The organism is Nocardia pneumoniae NBRC 100136, from assembly GCF_000308755.1.
Lineage (GTDB): Bacteria > Actinomycetota > Actinomycetes > Mycobacteriales > Mycobacteriaceae > Nocardia > Nocardia pneumoniae.
Map to the genome: position 1 here is coordinate 49,912 of NZ_BAGF01000147.1, position 21,730 is coordinate 71,641.

At 66.6% G+C, this 21,730-nt stretch carries 21 protein-coding genes; 9 read left to right on the plus strand and 12 right to left on the minus strand.

Annotated elements, in window-relative coordinates:
* The first annotated feature begins 52 nt into the window (after window positions 1-52).
* Entirely contained in the window at window positions 53-2,245 is a 2,193-nt protein-coding gene (locus ON34_RS29790; RefSeq protein ID WP_051023323.1) for an MMPL family transporter, read from the plus strand.
* A 20-nt stretch (window positions 2,246-2,265) separates the two neighbouring features.
* Here the strand turns inward: ON34_RS29790 and ON34_RS29795 are convergent, their stop codons facing one another.
* Together ON34_RS29795 and ON34_RS29800 are read right to left on the minus strand one after the other, a co-directional pair.
* The gene (locus ON34_RS29795) at window positions 2,266-3,684 is read right to left on the minus strand and encodes an MFS transporter (RefSeq protein WP_051023324.1); all 1,419 of its coding nucleotides are present in this window, start codon (window positions 3,682-3,684) and stop codon (window positions 2,266-2,268) included.
* Window positions 3,681-4,688, minus strand: a complete 1,008-nt coding sequence (locus ON34_RS29800; protein WP_040785880.1) for an alpha/beta hydrolase — start codon at window positions 4,686-4,688, stop codon at window positions 3,681-3,683. Before ON34_RS29800 ends, ON34_RS29795 begins: the two co-directional genes overlap by 4 nt.
* 184 nt (window positions 4,689-4,872) lie before the next feature.
* On the opposite strand from ON34_RS29800, the gene ON34_RS29805 reads away from it, so the two are divergent.
* Both ON34_RS29805 and ON34_RS29810 read left to right on the plus strand, forming a co-directional pair.
* Entirely contained in the window at window positions 4,873-5,868 is a 996-nt protein-coding gene (locus tag ON34_RS29805; RefSeq protein ID WP_051023325.1) for an alpha/beta hydrolase, read from the plus strand.
* 626 nt (window positions 5,869-6,494) lie between these two features.
* Window positions 6,495-6,722 carry a hypothetical protein gene (locus ON34_RS29810; protein ID WP_157172489.1) on the plus strand — a complete coding sequence of 76 codons (228 nt, stop codon included), beginning with the start codon at window positions 6,495-6,497 and terminating at the stop codon, window positions 6,720-6,722.
* A gap of 87 nt (window positions 6,723-6,809) precedes the next feature.
* Here ON34_RS29810 and ON34_RS29815 read toward each other — a convergent pair whose 3' ends face one another.
* A complete protein-coding gene (locus ON34_RS29815; protein WP_063821766.1) occupies window positions 6,810-7,448 on the minus strand; it encodes a cysteine hydrolase family protein in 639 nt (212 codons plus the stop codon).
* A 48-nt stretch (window positions 7,449-7,496) separates the two neighbouring features.
* Here ON34_RS29815 and ON34_RS29820 point away from each other — a divergent pair, with 48 nt between their 5' ends.
* Window positions 7,497-8,789, plus strand: a complete 1,293-nt coding sequence (locus ON34_RS29820) for a hypothetical protein (protein ID WP_157172490.1) — start codon at window positions 7,497-7,499, stop codon at window positions 8,787-8,789.
* A gap of 100 nt (window positions 8,790-8,889) precedes the next feature.
* A complete protein-coding gene (locus ON34_RS29825) occupies window positions 8,890-9,282 on the plus strand; it encodes an Rv0313 family protein (protein ID WP_040785944.1) in 393 nt (130 codons plus the stop codon).
* A gap of 9 nt (window positions 9,283-9,291) precedes the next feature.
* Here ON34_RS29825 and ON34_RS29830 read toward each other — a convergent pair whose 3' ends face one another.
* From ON34_RS29830 to ON34_RS29850, 5 genes are all read right to left on the minus strand, one after another.
* Window positions 9,292-10,680: an MFS transporter gene (locus ON34_RS29830; RefSeq protein WP_051023336.1), complete on the minus strand. Its 1,389-nt coding sequence runs from the start codon at window positions 10,678-10,680 to the stop codon at window positions 9,292-9,294.
* A gap of 163 nt (window positions 10,681-10,843) precedes the next feature.
* Window positions 10,844-11,521: an SGNH/GDSL hydrolase family protein gene (locus tag ON34_RS29835; protein WP_174372090.1), complete on the minus strand. Its 678-nt coding sequence runs from the start codon at window positions 11,519-11,521 to the stop codon at window positions 10,844-10,846.
* A gap of 105 nt (window positions 11,522-11,626) precedes the next feature.
* The gene (locus tag ON34_RS29840; RefSeq protein WP_051023326.1) at window positions 11,627-12,541 is read right to left on the minus strand and encodes a D-alanyl-D-alanine carboxypeptidase family protein; all 915 of its coding nucleotides are present in this window, start codon (window positions 12,539-12,541) and stop codon (window positions 11,627-11,629) included.
* Window positions 12,542-12,899: 358 nt separating this feature from the next.
* The gene (locus ON34_RS29845) at window positions 12,900-13,250 is read right to left on the minus strand and encodes an MmyB family transcriptional regulator (protein WP_245548260.1); all 351 of its coding nucleotides are present in this window, start codon (window positions 13,248-13,250) and stop codon (window positions 12,900-12,902) included.
* A 322-nt stretch (window positions 13,251-13,572) separates the two neighbouring features.
* A complete protein-coding gene (locus ON34_RS29850; RefSeq protein ID WP_040785888.1) occupies window positions 13,573-14,229 on the minus strand; it encodes a YcnI family copper-binding membrane protein in 657 nt (218 codons plus the stop codon).
* 198 nt (window positions 14,230-14,427) lie between these two features.
* Here ON34_RS29850 and ON34_RS29855 point away from each other — a divergent pair, with 198 nt between their 5' ends.
* From ON34_RS29855 to ON34_RS29865, 3 genes are all read left to right on the plus strand, one after another.
* Window positions 14,428-14,835 (plus strand): four-helix bundle copper-binding protein, encoded by a 408-nt coding sequence (locus tag ON34_RS29855; RefSeq protein ID WP_040785890.1) that lies wholly within the window; start codon window positions 14,428-14,430, stop codon window positions 14,833-14,835.
* Between the two features lie 87 nt (window positions 14,836-14,922).
* Window positions 14,923-16,470 (plus strand): multicopper oxidase family protein, encoded by a 1,548-nt coding sequence (locus tag ON34_RS29860; protein WP_040785891.1) that lies wholly within the window; start codon window positions 14,923-14,925, stop codon window positions 16,468-16,470.
* A gap of 189 nt (window positions 16,471-16,659) precedes the next feature.
* Complete coding sequence (locus tag ON34_RS29865) at window positions 16,660-17,022, plus strand: DUF2218 domain-containing protein (protein ID WP_157172491.1); 363 nt, start codon at window positions 16,660-16,662, stop codon at window positions 17,020-17,022.
* A 467-nt stretch (window positions 17,023-17,489) separates the two neighbouring features.
* Here ON34_RS29865 and ON34_RS29870 read toward each other — a convergent pair whose 3' ends face one another.
* The 3 genes from ON34_RS29870 to lpqS form a co-directional block, all read right to left on the minus strand.
* On the minus strand, window positions 17,490-18,839 hold the full coding sequence (locus ON34_RS29870; protein WP_083889898.1) for an MDR family MFS transporter: 1,350 nt from the start codon (window positions 18,837-18,839) through the stop codon (window positions 17,490-17,492).
* The gene (locus ON34_RS29875; protein ID WP_040785895.1) at window positions 18,836-19,963 is read right to left on the minus strand and encodes a PLP-dependent cysteine synthase family protein; all 1,128 of its coding nucleotides are present in this window, start codon (window positions 19,961-19,963) and stop codon (window positions 18,836-18,838) included. Before ON34_RS29875 ends, ON34_RS29870 begins: the two co-directional genes overlap by 4 nt.
* Window positions 19,964-20,062: 99 nt before the next feature.
* On the minus strand, window positions 20,063-20,473 hold the full coding sequence (gene lpqS / locus ON34_RS29880; RefSeq protein ID WP_157172492.1) for a putative copper homeostasis (lipo)protein LpqS: 411 nt from the start codon (window positions 20,471-20,473) through the stop codon (window positions 20,063-20,065).
* A gap of 433 nt (window positions 20,474-20,906) precedes the next feature.
* Here lpqS and ON34_RS38680 point away from each other — a divergent pair, with 433 nt between their 5' ends.
* Entirely contained in the window at window positions 20,907-20,996 is a 90-nt protein-coding gene (locus ON34_RS38680) for a hypothetical protein (RefSeq protein ID WP_157172493.1), read from the plus strand.
* A 35-nt stretch (window positions 20,997-21,031) separates the two neighbouring features.
* On the opposite strand, the gene ON34_RS29885 is transcribed toward ON34_RS38680, so the two are convergent.
* Window positions 21,032-21,721, minus strand: a complete 690-nt coding sequence (locus tag ON34_RS29885) for a TetR/AcrR family transcriptional regulator (RefSeq protein WP_063821767.1) — start codon at window positions 21,719-21,721, stop codon at window positions 21,032-21,034.
* Window positions 21,722-21,730: the final 9 nt, after the last annotated feature.

The window sequence follows — 21,730 nt, forward strand, 5'->3', positions numbered from 1 at the left end:
CCTGTTCGTAGACCCTCGTCGAAATACGATGTCATGCGATTAGGAGGCGGCATTGTTCGCCGAGTTCACGCGCTGGACCGATACGCTTGTCCGGCGGCGATTCACCGTCATCGGGCTCGTCGTCGCGGGACTGCTCGCGCTCGGTGTGTACGGCCTCGGGTTGGGCGATCACCTCAGCGTCAGCGGGTGGCACGATCCCACGTCCGAATCGGCGCGGGCGGCTCGGCTGAAAAACGAGGCCTTCGGCCACGACCACATCGCCGACGTGCTCTTGTTGTTCCACGCCCCGTCAGGCAAAACGATCGATGATCCCACCTTCGCCGCAACGGTCGTCGGCCACTTGAACGGCCTGCCGCAACGCTTTCCAGGCCAGATCACCAAGATCAACGCCACCTACTGGCCCACCGACACCGGCCTCGCGCTGCCGGATATCTTCGGCTCCGAGGGCCGCGACTACGCCTTCGCCTCCGTCGCCATTCGCGGCAACGGCGACACGGAGGTGATGCGCAACTACCGAAAGGTCGCCGACCAGTTCCGGATACCCGGCATCGATATGGAGATCGCGGGCGGGCAGCCGGTCGCGGCGGCTCTCAACGACACCATGGCCCACGACCAGCGACGCATGGAGCTGTTCGCCGTTCCCGCCGTGGCGGTGCTGCTGTTCTTCCTGTTCGGCGGCGTCGTGGCGGCCGCGCTCCCGCTCATCGTCGGCGGGCTGACCGTGCTGGGGGCGTGGGGGATCATTCGCGCCCTGACCACGGTCACCGAGGTGAACTCCTTCGTCTCGCCGGTGGTCTCGATGATCGGTCTCGGCCTGGCCATCGACTACGGCCTGTTCATCGTGAGCCGGTTCCGGGAGGAGCTGGCCGACGGCCACGAGGTGCCCGACGCGGTACGGCGCGCGGTCGCCACCGCCGGGCGGACCGTCGTGTTCTCCGCGACCATCGTGGTGGTCGCCGCGACCGCCATTCTGCTGTTCCCGCAGGGCTTCCTGCGCTCTTTCGCCTTCGGCGCGATGGTGACGGTGGCACTGGCGGCGCTGATCTCGATCACATTGCTGCCCGCCATGCTGGCCGTGCTCGGCCGGCGCGTGGACTGGCTGGGGTTCAACCGGTTCCATAAGCGCCGGGCGAGCGATCGCGGGCAGCACAATGCGTGGGGCCGGGTCGCCGGGTGGGTCATGAGAAGGCCGCTGGCCGTGGCCGTTGTGCTGGTGGCCGTGCTGGTCGTGCTCATCGTCCCGGTGCGCGAGGTGGCCTTCGGCGGCATCACCGAGCGCTTCCTGCCGCCGCGGCATCCGGCCCGCACGGCGCAGCAGCACTTCGATCAGGTCTTCCCGCTGCGGCAGATCAATCCGGTCGACCTGGTGCTGATCACCCATAACACGGCCGACGTCGACGCGGTGGTCGCGCAGGCCGGCCGGGCCCCCGGACTCATCGCGCCGTTTCCGCGCGCACTGCAGGGACCGGGGCATCCGAGCGTTTACACCACCTCGACCGTGTTGCGCGACGCGCACGACGCGAACGCGACCATCGACTACCTGCGGTCCATGCCCGTGCCGAAAGGAACGACCGTGCTGGTCGGCGGGCAGCCCGCGCTGCAGCGCGACAGCGTCGACGCGCTGCTGCGCCGGATGCCGCTGATGATCGCGCTCGTCTTTCTCGTCACCACCGTGCTGATGGTGCTGGCCTTCGGCTCAGTGGTGCTGCCGTTGCAGGCCGCGGCGCTGAATCTGCTCGGGCTCGGCTCCACGCTCGGCATTCTCACCTGGATCTTCGTCGAGGGTCACGGCGCGGGTCTGCTGGACTTCACCCCGCAGCCGATCATGGCGCTGGTGCTGGTGCTGATCATCGCCGTGATCTACGGCCTGTCCACCGACTACGAGATATTCCTGCTCGCCCGCATCGTGGAGGCGCGGGCGGCCGGTGCGACGACCACCGAGGCGGTACGCGTCGGCATCGCGCGCACCGGCTGGATCATCACCGCCGCCGCCCTGATCCTGTTGGTGGTGACCGGGGCCTTCGCCCTGTCGGATCTGGTCATGATGCAGTACATCGCCTACGGCATGGTCGCGGCGCTGTTCATCGACGCGACGGTCCTGCGCCTGCTGCTGGTGCCCGCGACCATGCGGCTACTCGGCGACACCTGCTGGTGGGCCCCGTCCTGGCTGCGGCGCGGCGTGCGGCGCCGCGCCGCTCCCGAGCCCGAGGATTTCCGGACCGAAGCTGTCTCAGAACGCCCGTAGCCCGACCGGGACGGGCGCGGTCAGCTCGCGGTCGACCAGCTCCACGGACTCGTCGCCGCCCGTGCACGGTCCGGCAGTGCCAGCGTGAGCGCGGCGAGGCCGAGGGCCGCGGCGGCGATGGCCGAGAGCATGATCATGCTGCCCGACAGCGTGTGCGCGCGGAAGAACAGCGCGCTGAGCACCGCCAGTCCGACCGAATTTCCGATCTGTTCGATGGTGGGGAGCAAACCCGACGCCTCCCCCATGGCCCGATCGTCCAGTTCCGCCAGCATCAGCGGCTGCAGCGGCACACCGAACGCCCCCACCCCGAAGCCCGCGAGGAACACCGGCCCGGCCACCAGCGGCAGGTTCACCGCGCCTGATCCCACGTACAGGTATCCCACCCCCACCGCGACGCACCCGCCGAAGACGGCGATACCGGCGGCAAGCGCCCGAATCCCCCAGCGGCCCACCAGTATCGGCGACAGCACCGCGCCCGCGCCCGCGCCGAGGGCGAACGGTGTCATGGCGACACCGGTCCGCAGCGCGGAGAACCGCAGCACGTCCTGCAGCAGGATCGAGACGGTGAACACGAACGCGGTGAACAGGCCGAAGAAGCTCGTCACCAGCGCCGATCCCACCGCGAATCCCCGGTCGGCGAACAGGTCCAGCCGCACCAGCGCGCGGCCGCCGCGGCGGCGCGTCGCGCGCTCATGCGCCACGAACACCGCGCCCGACACCACCGCGGCAGCGATGCACACCCCGTGCAGCGGACGCCAGCCCGCCTGTTGGCTGTCCGACAGCGCGAACAGCAGCAGGAACAGCGCCGCGGTGGCCACCACCGCCCCGCGCAGATCCAGCGGGTCCCGATCCGTCGCCGAGCCCAACCGCAGGTACCCCGCGGCCAGCGCGATCGCCACCACGCCCAGCGGCAGATTCATCAGGAAGATCGCGTGCCAGCCGAGCCCGAACGGATCCAGGGTGATCAGTCCGCCGCCCAGGATCGGGCCGAGCATTCCGGCGAAACCGGCTGTCGCGCCGTACACGGCGAAAGCGTACTGATGGTGCTCGCGCCGGAAGCTCGCGGTGATGATGGCGATGGTCTGTGCCGCCATTCCCGCCCCTGCCACGCCCTGGACGATCCGGGCGAGCACCAATTCAGTTGCGGAACTGGATAGCCCGCACCATACCGAGGCCGTCGTGAAGGCCGCCGCCGACCACAGGAACATCCGGCGACGGCCGGCAATGGCGCCGACGCGTGCGGCGGTGAGCAGGACGCAGGCGAACGCCAGCGAGTACCCGGCCACCACCCACAGCTGCTCGGACCGCGACGCCCCCAACTCCGCGGTGACGACCGGGAGAGCGGTGTTGACGATCGTCACATCGATCATCTGCATGAAGACCGAGATCAGGCACGCACCGAACGATCCGAGCGCCACCGCCGCCTCTTTGCGGGTCATCGAAGCGCCGCTTCGATCATCGGCCACGAATTGCGCAGGTCCTGTCGCCAGTAGCCCCAGGAGTGGGTGCCGTTCGGCCGGAAATCGAAGGTCGCCGCGACACCCAACTGGCGCAGCCGGTCCCGCAGCTGCTGCGTGCACAGGTTCGTCACCGCCTCCAGCGGGGCACCGAACAGCAGCTGATAGAGCAGGTGCGCGAAGTCGCCGTGCGCGCCATCGAGGTTGTCGAGCGGCCCGGGCTGCCCGGTCCCGGTGGAGACGTAGATCGAGATGCCGCGCAGCCGGTCGGCGTGCAGGTACGGGTCGTTCGCGCGCCACGCGGGATCGGTCGGCGGCCCCCACATGTTGACGACGTTGCCGCGCTGCTGGGTGACCACCGCCTGGACCATCGCCTGACCGGCGGGGTCGCTCGTGCGAACACAGCCGCTGTAGGAACCTATGGCCCGATACAGACCCGGTGCGGCCAGCGCCAACTGGAACACCGAGGTGCCCGCCATCGAGATGCCCGCGATGGCGTTCGCCCCGGTGCCGTTGAAGGCTGCGTCGATGAGCGGCGGCAGCTCCTTGGTCAGGAAGGTGGACCAGCGCTGCCGGCCCAACACCGGGTCGTCGCTGCGCCAGTCGGTGAAGTAGCTGCCCGCACCGCCGAACGGGACGACGACGTTCACCTGCTTGTCGCGAAAGAAATCGACGAGATCGGTGCCATCGAGCCAATTCCCGTCCGACCCGCCGTTGGCGCCGTTGAGCAGATAGAACGTCGGCGCCGGTGCGTCCGGATCGGCCGCGCGCAGCACACGAATTCGCGTGGTGTTGTTCATCGCGGCCGAATACACCTCGACCTCCGAATTCCGGTCGGATTCCGCCCGAATTTCCACTATTCGCGAGGCGCCTGCCGCAACGACGGTCGGCGGCGGGTCGGCACGGACCGGCCGGGCGCCGATCATTGTGCAGGCCACGGTGAGGACCGCGGCGAGTACCGCGCCTGTTCGCAGATATTCGGGCATGTCGACTCCTGGCCCCGGATAGGCGGGCTCGAATTCGCAGTCAATAACATCGCGTGGCCGATCCGCCAGATTTCCGAGCGATCCTGTGTTTCATACCAATTCGGCGCGGCGACCATTGCCGGAATTCCCAAACCGAGCGTGCGGCCATTGCCGTCCCGATGCGGCGGAACCTAGCGTCGAGCGCATGGCGTCACGTCGACTGTGCCGAACGTCGCGCGGAAGGCTTTGGCGCGCAATCCTGTTCGTACTGCTGACGCTGATCAGCTCAGGGAGCCCGGCGGGCGCCGAACCACCCGCGATGCGACCCTCGCACGGGCGAGCCGTCGAGCTGACCGTCTTCTCCCCGGCGATGGCAGCACCGGTGCGGGTCATGGTGCTGCCACGCCCGGACCCGTCCCACCCGGCTCCGGTGCTGTATCTGCTCAACGGCATCGACGGCGGCACCACGGGCGACGGGTGGACCGATCGGACCGACGTCGACCGGTTCTTCGCCGACAAGCAGGTGACCGTGGTGGTGCCGGTCGGCGGCGCGGGCACCTACTTCACCGACTGGCGCAGCGACGACCCGGTCCTCGGCCGTCCGCGCTGGACCACGTTCCTCACCCGCGAACTCCCCCCGCTCATCGACGCCGCCTTCGGCGGCACCGGCGCCAATGCCATCGCCGGGGTCTCGATGACGGGCACCTCGGTCTTCCAGTTGGCCATGGCCGCTCCGGGTCTGTATCGGGCGATCGGCTCCTACAGCGGCTGCGTTCGCACCAGCGACCCCGCCGGACAGGCCATGGTGGCCACGATCGTCACCGCCGAGGGCGGCACGGTGGCGAACATGTGGGGTCCGCTGGACGATCCGGCCTGGTCGGCCAACGACCCGTACGTGCACGCGGATCGGATGCGCGGCACGACGATCTACGTGGCCGCCGGAAACGGCCAGCCGGGCCCCTTGGACGAGCCGAACAGCACAGGGATCGACGGCAATCCCGCGAAGCTGGCGGACCAGGTGGCCATCGGCGGCATTCTCGAGGCCGTCTCCGACCGCTGCACCCGATCCCTGCGCGACCGCTTCCACGAGCTCGGCGTCCCCGCCGCCTTCGACCTGCGCCCGAGCGGGACCCATTCCTGGGGCTACTGGCAGCAGGACCTGCACAACAGCTGGCCGCTGTTCGAATCCGTTCTGCGATAGCGGCCCGACCACGTGATCAGCAGCTGCCGCGATCGGACCGCGGCGTGCTGTGGCCGCCGCCCCAGGAGTCGCGCTACGCGACGACCGCCAGAAGGTTGTTGGTGACCCATCCCAGCACGGGCTCGGCGGGCCAAGTAGAACGCCGAGACCGTGCCCACCCAGGTCCCGAACAGCGGTAGCACCGACGAGAACACGAGCTGTGAGACGCTGCCTCTGTCGCCGGGTTCTGCCATGGTCACCACGAGCACCGATATCGCGGTGATCGCCGCGAGGCTCAGACCGACCACCCATGCGGCCAGCCTGGCTCTGAACGTGGTTTCTTGGTGCTGCGGAGTTTCAATGCTCGGTTCTCTCTATGTTCCCGACCCCATCACACCGCGTGCTCGGAGGGAGACTAACAGGAGGCGCCCCGGAGCGGGATCGCGACGTCCCGCTCGAATTTGCGGCCCAGCGTTGCCAGCGGTACGGAAACCCGTGGCCAGGTACGGTTGAAACCCGGCCGCAGAATCCGGGGCCCTACCAGCGGTAACCGCACGCCGATCGCATCGACCTCGCCGACACGCAAAAACCGACTACCAGCGATGCCGCCAGACACGGATCACCACGACGACTTCAAGGAGAACTGTATGTCGGCGCACCACCGCACCTACCTCGTCCGTCTCGATCCAGGGATCCTCGACGACAGCGCCACTCCGCGGCGAATCCGGGTCGAGTTCTTCGACTGGCTGGAAACCACCGACGCCGAACTTGTCCAACTCTGCGGCGCCGATCGCGTCGTCATTTCCTGCTCACCCGACATAGCCGAGCAGATCAGAAACCTCGAGTACGTCCTCGACGTCGAGCCGCACGCCTAACGGCGGGCCAGCGGTCGGCCGAACGCCCCTGGCGACGCGACCCGCGGGCAACTGTCGGCTGCCGTGACTGTGACCCGCAGCGGTTACTCACCCGCGACGAATCCAATGCGCCGGTCCAACGCGTGCAGAACCCGCATCTGGGCCACCGACAGGGCGGCAAGCCTGCCGGGAAGCTATGAGTTGATTCGCGCCGATCAGGTGGCTCAGCTGCATCACGGCCTCATCGTGGACCTTTTCCGGGCAGCGGCTGCTGGCATTGGACGCGCATGCGTCGGTGATGATCCACGGCGTCAGTCCGGCGTCGAAAGCACTGAGAGCTGTGGCGAACACGCACGCGTCGGTGGCGAGCCCGCACAGATACAGCTGCGTGACATTCCAGCTGGTGATGAGGTCGCGCACGGGTGACGTCAGTGCGGTGTAGGTGGTCTTGTCGACGACGTGCACGCGGTCATCGGCGGCGTAACCGGCCAGTTCGGCGACGAGGTCGGTGTCGGGTGCGTGGTGCATGGCCCGCCAGCCGACCAACTGCTCGAACGGCGAGCCCGGATGGTTGAAGTAGCGGGTGAGTATCACCGGCGCGTCCGCGGCCAGCCACCGGTCGACCAGTCCGGCCACCACCGGGACGACATGCCGCGAGGAGGGCAGAACGAACCCGTTCTGCACGTCGATCACCATCAACAACGGCAACCCCGCATCATCCTGACTGCGCCGATCCGGTTCACTCATCCCCAACCATCCCCTGCCTGCCCGCTACCGCGTGGCTGTCAGGATAGCTTGCGGACCAGCACAATTCGCGAGAAACGAGGCAGCTGGCCGCGCGGCCGTCGCGGTGAGCCTCGATCGAGTAGTCACGGCTTCTCGCGCCGGGCAACGTACGTCTTTGGCGAAGACAGTCGAGTGTGCTACGCAGAGTCGATTCTTTTGGAACCGCAGGCAATGGAGAGTGCGAAGTTGTCCATCGCGCACGAGCACGACCGAACCGAGGCATACATGGCCGAGGACCGCGTGACCATGACCGAGTCGGCCCGCGTCTTTCTGGACCGATGGATGGCCACCATGGCAAGTGCGCTGGAGCAGTGGCGCCGTCGCTACCTGCCCACGGACTTCCCTTTCGATTTCACCCTCGACTCCCTGGACGCGCTGGAACCGATCGTGCTGGCGCGCTGTCCCGACCAGGCCGCCATCGGCATCGAGGACAACGCGGAGTTCACTGCGGGCACGGTTCGATACATCGGTGAAGTCCTGGTGCGTGCCGCACCGGCTCGATGGGGGTACCAGGATCGCGGAAGTGACGACCTCAACCCCTACAACCGTACTGCGGTCATCCGCTCCAACACGCCGACGGAGTTCACGATAGGTGTGGTCCCGAAATTCTTTCTGCGCCAGCTGGTCCGCGATCGAGAACGCGGTACCCTGCGGAAATCCGCCGTCCCGCTGCTGAACGCCTGCGAGGAAGCCGGGAGCGCAGGGGTGCCCGACACGCGTGAAGCGGGCGGCACGGTCCCCGACTGGTGTGAATTCTTTACACCCGACGAGTACAGCAGGTTCGCCCGCGAGGTGGACTCGGCCGCGAGTTGCTTCGGCGCCGAAGGCCAGGACATCGACGCCGGCTATGTCACCTTGGCCGCCGGCGACCCAGATCCCGAACTCCATGATTTCGACATCACCGGCCTGGCCCGCCAATGTCGAGCAAGCGATATCGAAGACTGGCATGTTCTCTGCTTCGCCATGATCGACGATTTCTCCACTGCACAGCCACAACGAGACTGGCTCACCCAAGTCTCCTTCACGCAAGTCGAGGGTCGGCTGGAGCCGTGGCTCGCCGATAAGCCCGAACTGTCGTTCGACGCCGAGCCCGACGATCCCGATCAACCCTTCTCGACCCGGCTCGAAGACGGCAGCTATCTCCACTTCCTCGCCACGGTCCCGGAGCTGGACGGAATCCCGGAGATTACGACGTTCGTTCCCAACTCGGCGGTACGGGCATGGGACCTGCCTGCTGAAAAACTCGTGCAGTGGGGGATCAGTCCTCAGCCGCCCAGGCCGACGACCACGTCAACGGGTTGACAATCGCCGATCAGAGGCGTCGAGGACGGGCGTGGCGAAGTCGGCGTTCGGCGAGGACACTGAGGACATAGCGCCCAACTCGTCCCCAGGAGCACATGCGATGCCAACCAACGGGCCTTTCGGCATCGATCCGGAAGATTTCGAACGCGCACTGCGTGCGGCCGGAACCGAGCTCCGCGACCTGCTCGGGAAAGCCGGCGTATACCTTGATCGCGTAGATCACGCGAGCGTCAGTTCACTGGCGTCGCTGCTCGGTCAGTTCGTGCAACCGGAACGGCAACGTCCACCGAAACCCGAGGGCGGGACCACCGGTGAGACCGGCAGCGGGGTGTGGGTGATCTACAGCATCGATGACAGCGGCGAGGCCAGGGTCGACCAAGTCTTCCCGAGCGAACTCGAGGCCTTGCGCGCGCATCGCGACAACACCGACGATCGCCGTCGGGTGCGGTTCCTGCCCTACGGGGTTCCGGCAAGTGTGTTGGATGCGCCCTGATCCTCACACTCAGGCCTGGGCCGCTGGCCGCTTCGGCAGAAGGAAGACGACAACGCCCGCGATGACAGCGATGACGAACGCCCCGAAGGACGCGACGGCAAAGGCGTGACCAGCGGCGGCAACCCTGCCGACTGCCGCGGGATGGAACGAGCTGAAGTAGACCGCTCCGATAACGGCAACGCCTAGCGCTCCGCCACACTGCTGGGCCGTGGACAGGGCTCCTGACGCGACACCGGCCGACTCCGGCTCGACTCGGCTCAGCACCGTGTTGAGCGCCGGAGTGATGACCAGTCCGCCACCGACGCTCTGCAGAACGAGGGTGGGAATCACGAGCAGCGGAGTGATCCGCGGGCCGGACACCAGCAAGAGCCCGGTCGCCAGGTAACCGCTCGCCAGTATGATCGCCCCGACCTCGAGGACACGTCGTCCATATTTCGGGATGATCCGGCTCGCCACCATGCTGAACACGAAGAATGCGATGGCCGCTGGCGTGTAGACCAGGCCCGCGCCGAGCGCCGACATATCGAGGCCTTGCTGCATCGTTACCGATAGGGCCAGGTAATACGAGTAGATCAGCGCGTACAGGGCGAGCACGAGAATGATCCCGAGCGAGAACGAGCGCTGCCTGAACAGCGTCAGCGATACCAGCGGATCCCCGCCCCGCCGTTCCAGGCCCCGCTCGATCGCGACGAACAAGCCGAACGCGACCGCGCTGCCCGCGAAGCAAGCCCAGACCCATCTCGGCCAGCCTGCCTGCTGTCCCTGGATCAGCGGGAGCACCAGGAGAAAGAGAGCCGCGCTGAGCACCAGGACGCCGGGCATGTCCAGCTTGCGGGTGGCGGCGGAGCCGGTCTGCGGCACGTATCGCAGGGCGAGCAGGAACATGACGATTCCGATCGGCGCGTTCACCCAGAACACCAGGCGCCAGCCGGAGTCGAACAGGTTGGCGCCGATCAGCAGCCCGCCGATGACCTGTCCGCCGATGGTCGCCATACCCATGACGATGCCGAGCACGCCGTATACGCTATGCCGCCGCGCCGCGGGCACCAGCACCGTGACGTACGCGAACACCTGAGGAACCATCAGGGCGGCTCCCAGGCCCTGGACGACACGCGCGGCGATAAGGCCGCCCGCGTTCGGCGATAGCGCGCAAGCGACTGATGACACAGTGAACAGGGCCACCCCGAGAAGGAAAATCCGCTTGCGGCCGTACAACTCGGCCAAGCGAGTAGCGGTGATGATGAAGACCGCGTAACTCAACTGATAACCCGCCAGAACCCACTGGACATCGCTGGCGGAGGCATGCAGGTCCGCCACGATCGCGGGGTCGGCGACCACGACGATGAACGAGTCGAGGACCGCCATGAACAGGGCGGTCAAGCCAATCGATATCGTCATCCACGGAACAGCGTCCGCTTCCGCGGCCACTACGGGCTGGCTAGCTGATTGCTGACTACTTGCCACGATAAGAAACCTCTTTTGTTCGTCGGGGTCCGGCAAGGCGTGAACCCGGAAAAGCCCGCCTAGCGCGTTTCGCTAGGCGGCGGTCAGGGGGCGAGGATTACGCGGATGTGGTGCGTCCCAGGGAACCAGCCAGCTTCTTGACCACCTCAGCCGCCATAACGGCCTGACCCGAGGTGGAGAAGTGGATACGATCCGCACTGAGCAGGTTGTCGCGGTCGTTGACCGGGTGATCCCACATGTCCACGACGATGGCGTCGTATTCGGAAGCCAGCCCGCGCACGATCTCGTTGACCGTGGCAATCCGCTCCGGCCAGTCGGGGAAGACCGGGACGACATATGCCCTGCCGAGCGTGAAAGTGGTCAGCAAGGCGCCGGTCTCCTTCGCCAGGTCGTACATCTGCCGAAGCGTTCGCTCTATCGCACCGAAGTCCGACCTGCGCCGCGCGATGTCGTTGGCCCCGCATGGCACGTGGAGCAGGTCCGGGGAGAACTCGACCATGCGGGCCGCCTGGTTCTCGAGCGTCTGTGCGGTTGTTGCCCCGATCTCGGAGACATTGAGGTAAGCCAATTCCGGCCGGACAGCACGCAAGACAGCGGCAACCCGGTCTGGCCAGCCCTGATTCTGGTAGCCCGGGGTGGGATCGCCGGTTCCCGCCGAAAGGCTGTCTCCGATAACGGCATACCGGCCCCACGGGGCCCCAGTCAGCAATGCCACGGCATCCGCCTGCTCCAGGCAGAACGGGTCGTTCGCCTCGGTGAGGGTGGGTTGCTCCATGCAGAAGAGCATACGGTCGGACGTATTCTTTCTCAACCGTCGTCGTATGGCAGCGGATCGTCCTGGAGCCCAATCGGATCAGCGGCCACCTTGCCGCATCCGGCGCTAACCGATCGGCAGCACGCTCAGGATCGGGTCGTAGATCCAGTTCAGCATGCGTTCCGCGTCGTCCTTTGCGGCAACGCCGCTGTCGGGTGAGCTGTGCAGGACCACGCCGATCAGCGGAATTCCCGCCCTGACCGTCTCGAACAGCAGACAGGTTCCGGCAGCGTCGGTGGATCCGGTTTTGATGCCGATAGTGCCGGGATAGTCGCGCAGCAGCAGGTTCGTGGTCCGCCAGAGGTGCTCGCGGTTGCCCGATCCAGCGGGCAGGTGATAGCTCTGCGATCCGACGATCTCACGGAACACCGGCAGGCTCATCACGCGCAGGCCGAGTGCCACCAGATCCGCCGGTGTGGAATAGGTGGAATGGTCGGTGGGGGCGGGCAGTCCGCTGGGGTCGGTGAAATATGTTCCGGCCAGACCCATTTGACGCGCGGTGTCGTTCATTTTGGCGATGAAGTCGTCTTGGCCGGGCCCGTATGCCTCGGCAAGCGCATAGGCGGCGTCACAGCCCGACGGCAGCATCATCGCGTACAGGAGCTGTCGCGCGGTGAGCACCTCGCCGGGAACCAGGCCCGCGTTGCTTCCGTCGTACCTGGTGCAGTAGGCGATGATTTCCCGCGGCACGGCAATAGTCCGGTCGAGGTCACCCGCATCGATCACGACCAGTGCCGTCATCACCTTCGCGATGCTGGCTATCGGCACCGGGGTGTTCGGCTCACGCGACCACAGCACCGTGCCGGTGATTCCTTCCGCCAGCTCTGCCCCCAGCGCCTGCACCCCGACCGGCTCAGGAATCAGCCAGGGCAATCGACTCTCGGCGACGCTCGCGGCGGGGACAGCCGCGACACCCTGACCGGCTGCCACGACCAGCACCACGGCGACGACAGCCTGCAACAATCGGGCAAATGTCCGCATGGCCGCATTCTGCCATTCAACTCCGTCGACCAGCGGGATTTACCGACCGGATTACCGATGATCTCGGGCGACAGCATCTACTCAGCTATTTCAGGATGCTCTGAGCCCAACGATTCTTGCGTGCGACCGCTCGCCCAACGGCATTACCACGCCGAGCGACGAATGGTTCACCGAGCGCAGCCCGTTGAACGCGGATGCCTGTACTCGGCGGAAACGCCACCGAGGATCACATGGTGCGCTTACATGGCGAAATCGCCGCGACGAGTCGTGCGGAACCCGCGCAACTCCGCCTGATAATCCATGCCGCCCACGGTAGGCCTGTACGCCGACGTCGGGCAGGTGCTCGCACACTGGCGGGCTATTCGCTTGCGATTGTGGGCTGCTCAGCGGGTGCGGGTGTGTGGATGTTGGTCGCGGCCCAGGCGCCGAGCAAGGAGATCGCGTCGGCCGACGGCGTCCCGGGTTGGGGCATGTAGAAGGCGAGGGCCAGGCCCGGGTCGGCGGGCAGGGGCATCGACTCCCAATCCAGGGTCAGATCGCCGACCACCGGGTGGTGGAAACGCTTGGTGCCGCTGTCGTGCAGGCGCACATTGCGCTTGGCCCACCGGACCCGGAATTCGTCGCTGCGCGTGGACAATTCCCCGACCAGATCGGAGATCCCGCGGTCGTACGGGTCGCGACCGGCGTCGATGCACAGGAGATTCACCACGCCGTCGGCCACCTCTCGTCCCTGGCGCGGGCCACGTCGACCTCTACGACCGCACCGACCTGATCCCCTTCGACAAGCTCGCCTCGTCGCCCGAGTCTCGAGAGACGACTCGGGTGCATTCCTGTGTCCGGACGCAATCGCTCGGTGTTCCGAGTTCGCCGGTTACCTGGTGCCGCACACCTGCATCGGAGCGATCGATCGCCCCACGGCACATATCACCTGCTGCTCCTGTGAAACAGGGCTTGCGTGTGCCGGATCTCGGAGAACCCTGCACACACAACCTACTCGGACCGACTATGGCGGGTTTGATGGAGCCGCTGGCCTAAGCTCGGCGCCTGCGGACGAGAGCTGCCACACCTGCGCCGGCGCCCAAAAGCCCGAGCAGCAGCCCCGTTACGCCCAGCCAACGAGCGACCGAATCGCCGCTTTCCTCGTGATCCGATTCGCCGAGAGCCGCTTGCTCGGAGTCATGTGAATGTTCGTCGCCGCCCGCAGCAAGCGACAATACGGGCAGCGGGAATTCGGGTTCAGGCGCGCCGTCGGGAACAGGTTGATCCCATGTCTCGACCTTTCCGTCGCTGTAGGTCTGTATTGCCCGGAAAGGCACCTGGTCTTGCTTCGGAAGCGGACCCCCGTAGAGGAAGAACCTTTGAAACTGGCCAGGTCCCACGCCAGAGCCCGGATCAGCGGTCCAGGTCACCGCTATAGCCTTCTTCGCCGAATCCCTCTCGACGACCGCGGTCCAGCCCGGCATCGGTTCGGTCCGCGCGGTCTTGAGACCCGGCAGCTCGACCCTCAAAGTGATCGTGCTCGCCTGCTCGGATTCGTTGGATAGACGAAACGAGATCGTCGATGTGGAGCCCTGCTTCGCAGTAGGCGCCTCCACATCGAGGTGCGCGGACGCCGCACCGCTGGCCAGGACGGTCGCGGCAGTAGCGACACCGATGGAGAGAACGAGTCGCCGGAGAACTGTATTCATGTGATCGTGTCCTTCTTTCGGAGGTTGGAGGCCGTCGCGGGCAGCACTGGGGGCCCTCGACGCACCCCTGCTCGCATCGCCGCCGATGGGGCGTGTTTGCGTCGCTTCGCGCTGGCTACCCGCCAGGCGGCAGTAGGTCGAAGAGACGCGGCCATCCCGACCATCCGGGCCTGCGCCGATGAAAGGAGGCGATCCGTGATGACCACGGTCAAAGACATGCTCGCCACTTACCCGGCCGACCTCGGCGAGGTCGATCGCGACAAGCTCACCAAGTGCATCGAGGAATGCATCGCCTGCGCCCAGGCGTGTACCGCCTGCGCGGACGCCTGCCTGTCGGAGGGCATGGTCGGCGAGCTCACCAAGTGCATCCGCACCGACATGGACTGCGCGGATATCTGCAACGCCACCGCATCCGTCCTCTCTCGGCACACCGGTTATGACGCCAACATCACCCGCGCGATCCTGCAGGCATGTGCCACCGCCTGCAAAGCCTGCGGCGACGAATGCTCCGCCCACGCCGACACTCACGAGCACTGCCGCGTGTGCGCCGAAGCATGCCGCCGCTGCGAACAAGCCTGCAACGACCTCGTTCGGGCGCTCGGCTGAAACGGCCGCACCGCCACAACCTCACCGTATACCCTGTTGGGGTATTGTGTACGGTAACAGGATGCTGGCGCAACATAGGAGAAATTGATGTCGCCGAGGCGGCTCCCGCACACCAGGGCAATGTCTCGGCGGGGTTTCCTCGCAGTCGGTGCTGGTGTCGCGGCATCCGCGCTCGCCGCGTGCTCGCGTGGATCCCGAGCGCCGGCTGCCGTCGTCGGGCCGGATTCCGATGCGGTTCGTGCCGCCGAGAATCGCCGCCGAGCTGCGAGTGCGCCGGTTCGTGACGTGGTGTTGCGCGCCGAGCCGACGACGATCGACTTGGGCGGTGTGCAGGTGCGCACCTGGACCTACGGTGGCAAGCTGCCAGGGCAGGAGATCCGGATCGCTCGTGGTGAGGTCCTGCGGGCGGACTTCACCAATGCCCTGCCACAACCGTCGACCATCCATTGGCATGGTGTGGCGCTGCGTGACGACATGGACGGGGTTCCCGAACTCACTCAGTCCGCAGTCGCCTCAGGCGGTGGCTTCCGCTACGAATTCGCCGTTCCCGACGCGGGGACCTACTGGTTTCATCCGCACGTGGGTGTACAGCTGGATCGCGGGTTGTACGCGCCACTGATCGTCGAAGATCCTGCCGACGGCGACGACTACGACGTGGAGGCTGTTGTCGTACTGGATGACTGGCTCGACGGCGTCGACGGCCGCGACCCGGACGCAGAGCTCGAGCAGTTGCGGGCCAAGGGCATGGCGGGCATGAACATGGGCCCGATGGCCGGTGGTGCGACGGGTGGACATGGCGGCCACGGCTCGGGCGCGACAGATCCGACGGCGCCGCTGGGGACCGACACCGGCGATGTCACCTATCCGTACTACCTGATCAACGGGCGTCTCGACACCGATCCGACGACCTTCGCCGCACGCCCCGGCCAGCGGATGCGTCTGCGCATCATCAACGCCGCCGCCGACACCGCCTTCCGAGTCGCCGTCGGCAGACACCAGCTGAAGGTGACGCACAGCGACGGATTCCCCGTGCACCCGGTCACGACAGACTGCCTGCTGATCAGCATGGGAGAGCGCTACGACGCCATCGTGGAACTGGGCGACGGCGTCTTCCCGCTGATCGCGGCCGCCGAAGGCAAACAGGGACGCGGACTGGCATTGATCCGCACCGGCGGCGGCACTCCCCCGCCCCCTGACGTCCGGGCTCGCGAGCTGGACGAAACACCCCTGACCGCCACGCGGCTGCGCGCCGATGAATCCGTACTGCTCGCGCCCAAGGCGCCGGACACGGTCCTCGATGTATCCCTGGGCGCCGACGACGAACGTTACCTATGGACCATCAATGGGAAAACCTTCGACGAGCACGCCATGCTCGACGTCCGCGAAGGCCAGCGGGTCCGGCTGCGGTTCGTCAACACGACGATGATGTTCCATCCGATGCACCTGCACGGCCACACCTTCCAACTGGTCGACGGCAACAGCACCGGCGCCCGCAAGGACACCACCATCGTGCTGCCCAACCAGACCGTCGAGGTCGACTTCGACGCAGTGAACCCAGGGCAGTGGATGCTGCACTGCCACAACGCGTATCACGGCGAAGCCGGAATGATGAGCGTTGTGTCCTATGTCCGCTGATATCGCTGTCTCTACCCGCGTGTGAGGTCACGCAATGCGCACATTGCGTATTAACAGTACACATACTGTATCGAAAAATAGTAGGCGGCCGCTTGCGGAGGAAGGTGCCTGTTGCCATTGCCCCCGACCCCTACAGTGCCCAGGCGTGGCTCGCATCGATCACCAGAATATGAGGACACCATGCCGTGCTTGGAAGCGCGCATCATCACCGAGCAGTCCCGCCGGTACCTGCATCAGTTCTGCAAGCACGCGGAGGCAATCGGGTCACCCCGCGGCGATCGCATGCGTAGGCACGGTGGCAGCCCTGCCGCCCATGGCGAGCTCCGGCTGAACGTGCAGTGGTCCGATACAGATGGCACCGCGGTTTTCGATCCATGGGGCCGTTGCCTTCTGCACGCTACCGCCGACGCACTGCTGGTCCGCATCGAGGCTACGAACGAACAAGCTTTACTCAGAATCCGGGAAATCGTCGACCGCGACTTCGACCGGCTCGGCCGACACGAGCTCATGGTCGAATGGCGGGTGCTGGGCGACACGCCAGAAGACGCCTGACCGAACTCCCTGCCGCGTTGCTGCGGGTGAGTGTGAACGTCGACATGTAGACCTCCTGGCTTGTACCCGGACGGGACGCGATTCGGCGCTTGCGCCGATCAAGCGGTAACCGTGCGGCGCATCGGAGGGTGCCTGGCATCCATACCGCTCGGAGGAGATCGAAGTGCCCGTGCCCACGGCACTCCCCTGCCGTGCACCGCGGCCGTGTTTTCGCCTCACCCGGGACCGGTGCGCGGATTCACAGGCAGGAGGCGGACGGCCGCAGACACTCGGACGCCGGACTGACGGAGACTGCCGAAAGGTATCGTATTCGGCGCGGTCCAGGCCATCGGCATACACCAGGATCAGCGGCGGTTGTCCGCGCCGACCACCATGACCCGCAGTGGGGTTCCGCGGATCCGTGACCGGTCAGCATGCGCTGGAACTATGCGGGCGCTGCGAGCTCCGCAATCATCACGTCCGCCGCGTCAGGTCCTGATCCGGTCGTCGCGGCCGGGCGGAGGGCTGACCGGCCGCGCTGTCCGGCCGAGAGGCTCGTCGTGCCGTTCGCTGCTTGTTGTGGCATCCGAATCGACGTCTGCGGAAGCCGTCACCACCGCACGCTCGGAGCGGTCGAGTCCGTGCAACGCGAACGCGGCGATCGCGCCGATGGCGGTGAGCCCGACCCAGACCGCCCAGTCGGCGCCCGCATCGTGGGCGGCTCCGACCACCGCGCCGGTGGCGAGGTTGCCGATCAGGATTCCGACGCCGACGACAGTGTTGTAGAACCCGTAGTGGGTGGCCACCAGCCTGCCGTTGGCCAGCGATACGACGGTGTCCATCTCGAACGGGAAGACCGCTGCCGTCCCGACCGCCAGCAGGGCTGCCGCCATCAGAACCGCGGCGATCGCGGCTACCGTCCCGAAGCGCTGCGGGTCGGGCACAAGGGCCAGCGGCAGGAATGACACCGCCAGCAGACTCATGCCGACGACCAGGCTGCGGCCGGTGGCCCAGCGGGAGCGCAACCACCCGGTGATGCGCAACTGCCCGGCCACCGCGACGACACCGGAGATCACGAATACCGCCGAGGTCACCGCCTGCGATCGCGCGCCTGCCACGTACTCCGCCTGCAGCGGCAGCGCCAGATAAACCTGGAACGACAGCACATAGGAACCGATCATCGCCACCGCGAAGGCCACGAATCGCCGGTTGGAGACCACGGTGCGCCAATCCTCGACCACGGTGGTCTTCCGCGCCGGAGTGTCGGCGCGCCGGGTGGGAAGCGCGAACAGCTGTGCGACCGTCAGGATCGCGAACACCGCTGCCGCCGCGCCCGCGGTCACCCGGAAATCCAGCGCCATCAGCGCGAGTCCGACCAGCGGCCCGGCCAGGATGCCCGCCTGGTAGAAGATGTTGAACACCGCGAACGCTTCCACCCGGCGTTCTCCGGTGTCCGCGGCGAGATAAGCGCGCACCGCGGGGTTGAACAGTGCTCCAGCGAAACCTGTCGCGGCCGAGGCGATCAGCAACCCGGGCAGTGAGGTGGCGAACATCAGGAGCGCGAAACCACCTGTGCGGAGCAGGCATCCGGCGACGATCAGTGGTTTGTAGCCGAGCCGGTCGGCGAGTGTGCCGCCGACGAGGAACATCCCCTGCTGGGAGAAGTTCCGCACACCCAGCACCAGCCCAACCGCCCAGGCCGCCAGCCCGAGGGGTCCGGCCAGGTATCCGGCCAGATACGGCATCAGCATGTAGAAACCGAGGTTGATGCCGAACTGGTTCACCATCAGCAGCCGGGCGGCGAGATCGAAGCTGCGGAACTTGACGATTACCGTCACGACGACCGCTTCCTGTCGCGGGTGAGCTGTTGGGGATCGATCACGGTGGTGCAGCGGGTCCAGGACCGCACGACCTTCTCGGCCGGGTGGGTGATGGTGTCCGGTTCGATCGGTGGATCGGCGTCCAGCAAACCCTGCTCCTGGCAATAGGCGTCGTTGTAGATGGTGTCGAAGTATCGGTGCGGCCCGTCGGGGAACACTGCCGCGATCCGTAGCTCGGGGTCGAAGATCCGGGCGGCCCACCCCGCTACCAGCGCGACCGCACCAACGCTCCACCCGCCGCTGGCGTGATGGGTCGCGGCCAGCGTGCGGCACGCCCACACCGCCTCCGACGGTGCGACCCAATGGACTTCGTCGAAGGCACCGTAGTCGACGTTGCGCGGGTAGATGCTGGAGCCGAGGCCCCGCATCAACCGCGGGCCCGCCGGTTGGCCGAAGATGGTGGAGGCGACCGTATCGACACCGATGAGTTTCAGATCGGGATTGAACCGGCGCAGCACCCGCGCCACCCCAGCCGAATGCCCGCCGGTGCCGACGGCGCACACCAGCACATCGGCCCCACCGAGCTGTTCGATCAGCTCGATGGCGAGCGATTCATAACCGGCGACATTGTCCGGGTTGTGGTACTGGTCCGGGCACCACGCATCGGGCTCGCCCTCGAGGAGCTCCGCGACTCGATCGCGGCGTGCTTGCTGCCAGCCGCCGATGGCGTGGGGTTCGGTGACCACGTCGACGCGCGTTCCGTAGGCCGCGAGCATTCGCGCGACGATCGGTTCCAGCCCAGGGTCGGTAACCACGGTCACCGGATGGTGGTAGGTCATTCCCGCCAGCGCCAGCCCTATGCCGAGAGTGCCGCTGGTGGACTCGACGATCCGCGCTCCGGGCGCCAATTCGCCGCGTTCTTTCGCCCGCCGCACCATGTGCAAGGCGGGGCGATCCTTCATTCCGCCTGGATTGAATCCCTCGAGCTTGGCCCAGAACCCACGGCCGGCCGGCGCCAGCGGTGCGCCGACCCACAACACCGGTGTGTTGCCGACCAGCGCGTGCGGCTGCCGGGCCGCATCCGGCGCGGCTCCCAGCGCGGCGGGGACCTCGGCACGCCTGCCGAGCACAACGTTGTCCATGACTGTCGCTTTCTGTATCGAGACCGCCCCGCAGGACGGAGACGTGCACGGGCAGCACACCGGCCGACGGGGACGACACGTCGGCCTGGCGCTGACCGATCAGCGTCGGGCGATACAGATGTGCGTCAGCAGAGCTCTGCCGCTGACGATGGGCACTCCCGCGACAGGCGGAGCGCGCACTCCACCGGGACCCACCCGGTACACCGCCGCGACGACCATAACCGCGACCAGCGCAAACAGGATCAGCTGCAGCGGCACGGCGCTTCCGCCACCTGCCGGTAGCGCGGGTGTGACAGCGCAATGGACGGCATGCGGCGCACCGTGGCGCCCACCGATATCGGCAGTGACACGAGAGGTGCCATCCACAGCCGAGGCCACCAGCGCGGTGATCGGCGTTGCGGCCTGATGGGCGTGCTGAGCAACCCCATGGGAATGGTCATCGACATCGGTCAGCATGCAGTGCATCAGCGGCGTCATCAGCAGCGCCGCCGCAAGCAGCGCCAGCGCCAAGCCACCAGTCCGCAACCAACCGATGAGTTTCACAGTGAAGCCACTCTAGCAACAAGATCGTAATGAGGGCTGTCCGTGCAATTCACAAATCCGCACGCAACAGATTCGCCGATCGCGCCGACGACCCCTGGTAGGTTTCCTTCCGGCACGGCCCGGTTGATGCACAACATACCGCGATGCTCAGTACTCAGGCCGTCCTCCGACTTCCAAGCGATTTCTCTACTCCGAACACACAGGAGTTGAACTGGGCTTTCGACCCTGATACCTCACGCCATGTACGTGTGCTGGGCCTCCCTCGGAAGCAATCTACTATCCGAGGGCGTACTCAGCTGGTGTGATGTGATCGAAACCACGCGTCCCGGAGAGTCGAGGCTCGTGCCGACGTGGCTTGACGCGCAAATCGGCACACCCCCGGTGAGCGTGTTCGGCCTCGGTGCCACTCCGAGCGCCCAGCGACCGTCGATACATCAGTCAGTTCACGTCCAGCAAACGTTGTGGACCATCGTGGCGACGGCGAGGATGACACCGCCCGTCGTCATCTCCGCACATCGTCACCACTCATGCGGAACTCGTCTTTGCGGGTGCGCCCGACCCGGGAGTGGAAACATCGGACGTCCCTGGCCCGTTGCTGTGCGGGTCGGATTGGAGCCGATGGGGAGCGGCCGGATCGGGGTAGACCACATCGACGAGTTCGCGAGCAAAGGCCTCGAGGTCGTCGAGTCCGATGCGGACGAGGTCTTCGGCGGGTGTGGTGAGCAGATTGATGGTGGCGGCGTGAAGGCAGCGGGTGAATACTCGCGCCGAGGCCGGGGTGACGGGCAAGCCGGCGGCGCGCTGGAGTTCTTCGTTGACGCCGAAATCGGTGTACATCATGTCGGCGAGCAGTTTGCTCACCGCCGGGTTGCGCAGGGCCTCCGCGTGCATTTCGACGAAGACATCGGCCCCGGGGCGGGCGCCCTCCGGTAGCCGCCGCATGATCTGCGTCAGCAGGGCGATGAACCCTTCGCGGTCGGCAGGTGCGGCGGCGGCCCGCAGGCGAGCGATGTCGGCGAGGTAGAGCCGAAAGTGCCGTTCGGTGGCCGCAACCAGTAAGGCGTCACGGGTCGGGAAGTAGTTCTTGGTCGTCCCCTCGGGGACACCGGCGTCGGAATCGACCTGCCGGTGGGTCAGCCCACGCGCTCCTTTCGCCGCGAGAACGGCGATAGCGGTGTCCTGCAGGAGTTCTCGTCGCGCTCGGTTTCCGGCCACTCGGCACAC

Bases quoted from the DNA above. Each gene is read 5' to 3' on its own strand.
- ON34_RS29835 (WP_174372090.1), bottom strand. From the start codon at position 11,521: ATGGAGCAACCCACCCTCACCGAGGCGAACGACCCGTTCTGCCTGGAG.
- ON34_RS29855 (WP_040785890.1), top strand. From the start codon at position 14,428: ATGACCACGGTCAAAGACATGCTCGCCACTTACCCGGCCGACCTCGGC.
- ON34_RS29840 (WP_051023326.1), bottom strand. From the start codon at position 12,541: ATGCGGACATTTGCCCGATTGTTGCAGGCTGTCGTCGCCGTGGTGCTG.
- ON34_RS29795 (WP_051023324.1), bottom strand. From the start codon at position 3,684: ATGACCCGCAAAGAGGCGGCGGTGGCGCTCGGATCGTTCGGTGCGTGC.
- ON34_RS29825 (WP_040785944.1), top strand. From the start codon at position 8,890: ATGCCAACCAACGGGCCTTTCGGCATCGATCCGGAAGATTTCGAACGC.
- ON34_RS29830 (WP_051023336.1), bottom strand. From the start codon at position 10,680: ATGACGATATCGATTGGCTTGACCGCCCTGTTCATGGCGGTCCTCGAC.
- ON34_RS29860 (WP_040785891.1), top strand. From the start codon at position 14,923: ATGTCGCCGAGGCGGCTCCCGCACACCAGGGCAATGTCTCGGCGGGGT.
- ON34_RS29810 (WP_157172489.1), top strand. From the start codon at position 6,495: ATGTCGGCGCACCACCGCACCTACCTCGTCCGTCTCGATCCAGGGATC.
- ON34_RS29850 (WP_040785888.1), bottom strand. From the start codon at position 14,229: ATGAATACAGTTCTCCGGCGACTCGTTCTCTCCATCGGTGTCGCTACT.
- ON34_RS29815 (WP_063821766.1), bottom strand. From the start codon at position 7,448: ATGAGTGAACCGGATCGGCGCAGTCAGGATGATGCGGGGTTGCCGTTG.
- ON34_RS29800 (WP_040785880.1), bottom strand. From the start codon at position 4,688: ATGCCCGAATATCTGCGAACAGGCGCGGTACTCGCCGCGGTCCTCACC.
- ON34_RS29805 (WP_051023325.1), top strand. From the start codon at position 4,873: ATGGCGTCACGTCGACTGTGCCGAACGTCGCGCGGAAGGCTTTGGCGC.
- ON34_RS29875 (WP_040785895.1), bottom strand. From the start codon at position 19,963: ATGGACAACGTTGTGCTCGGCAGGCGTGCCGAGGTCCCCGCCGCGCTG.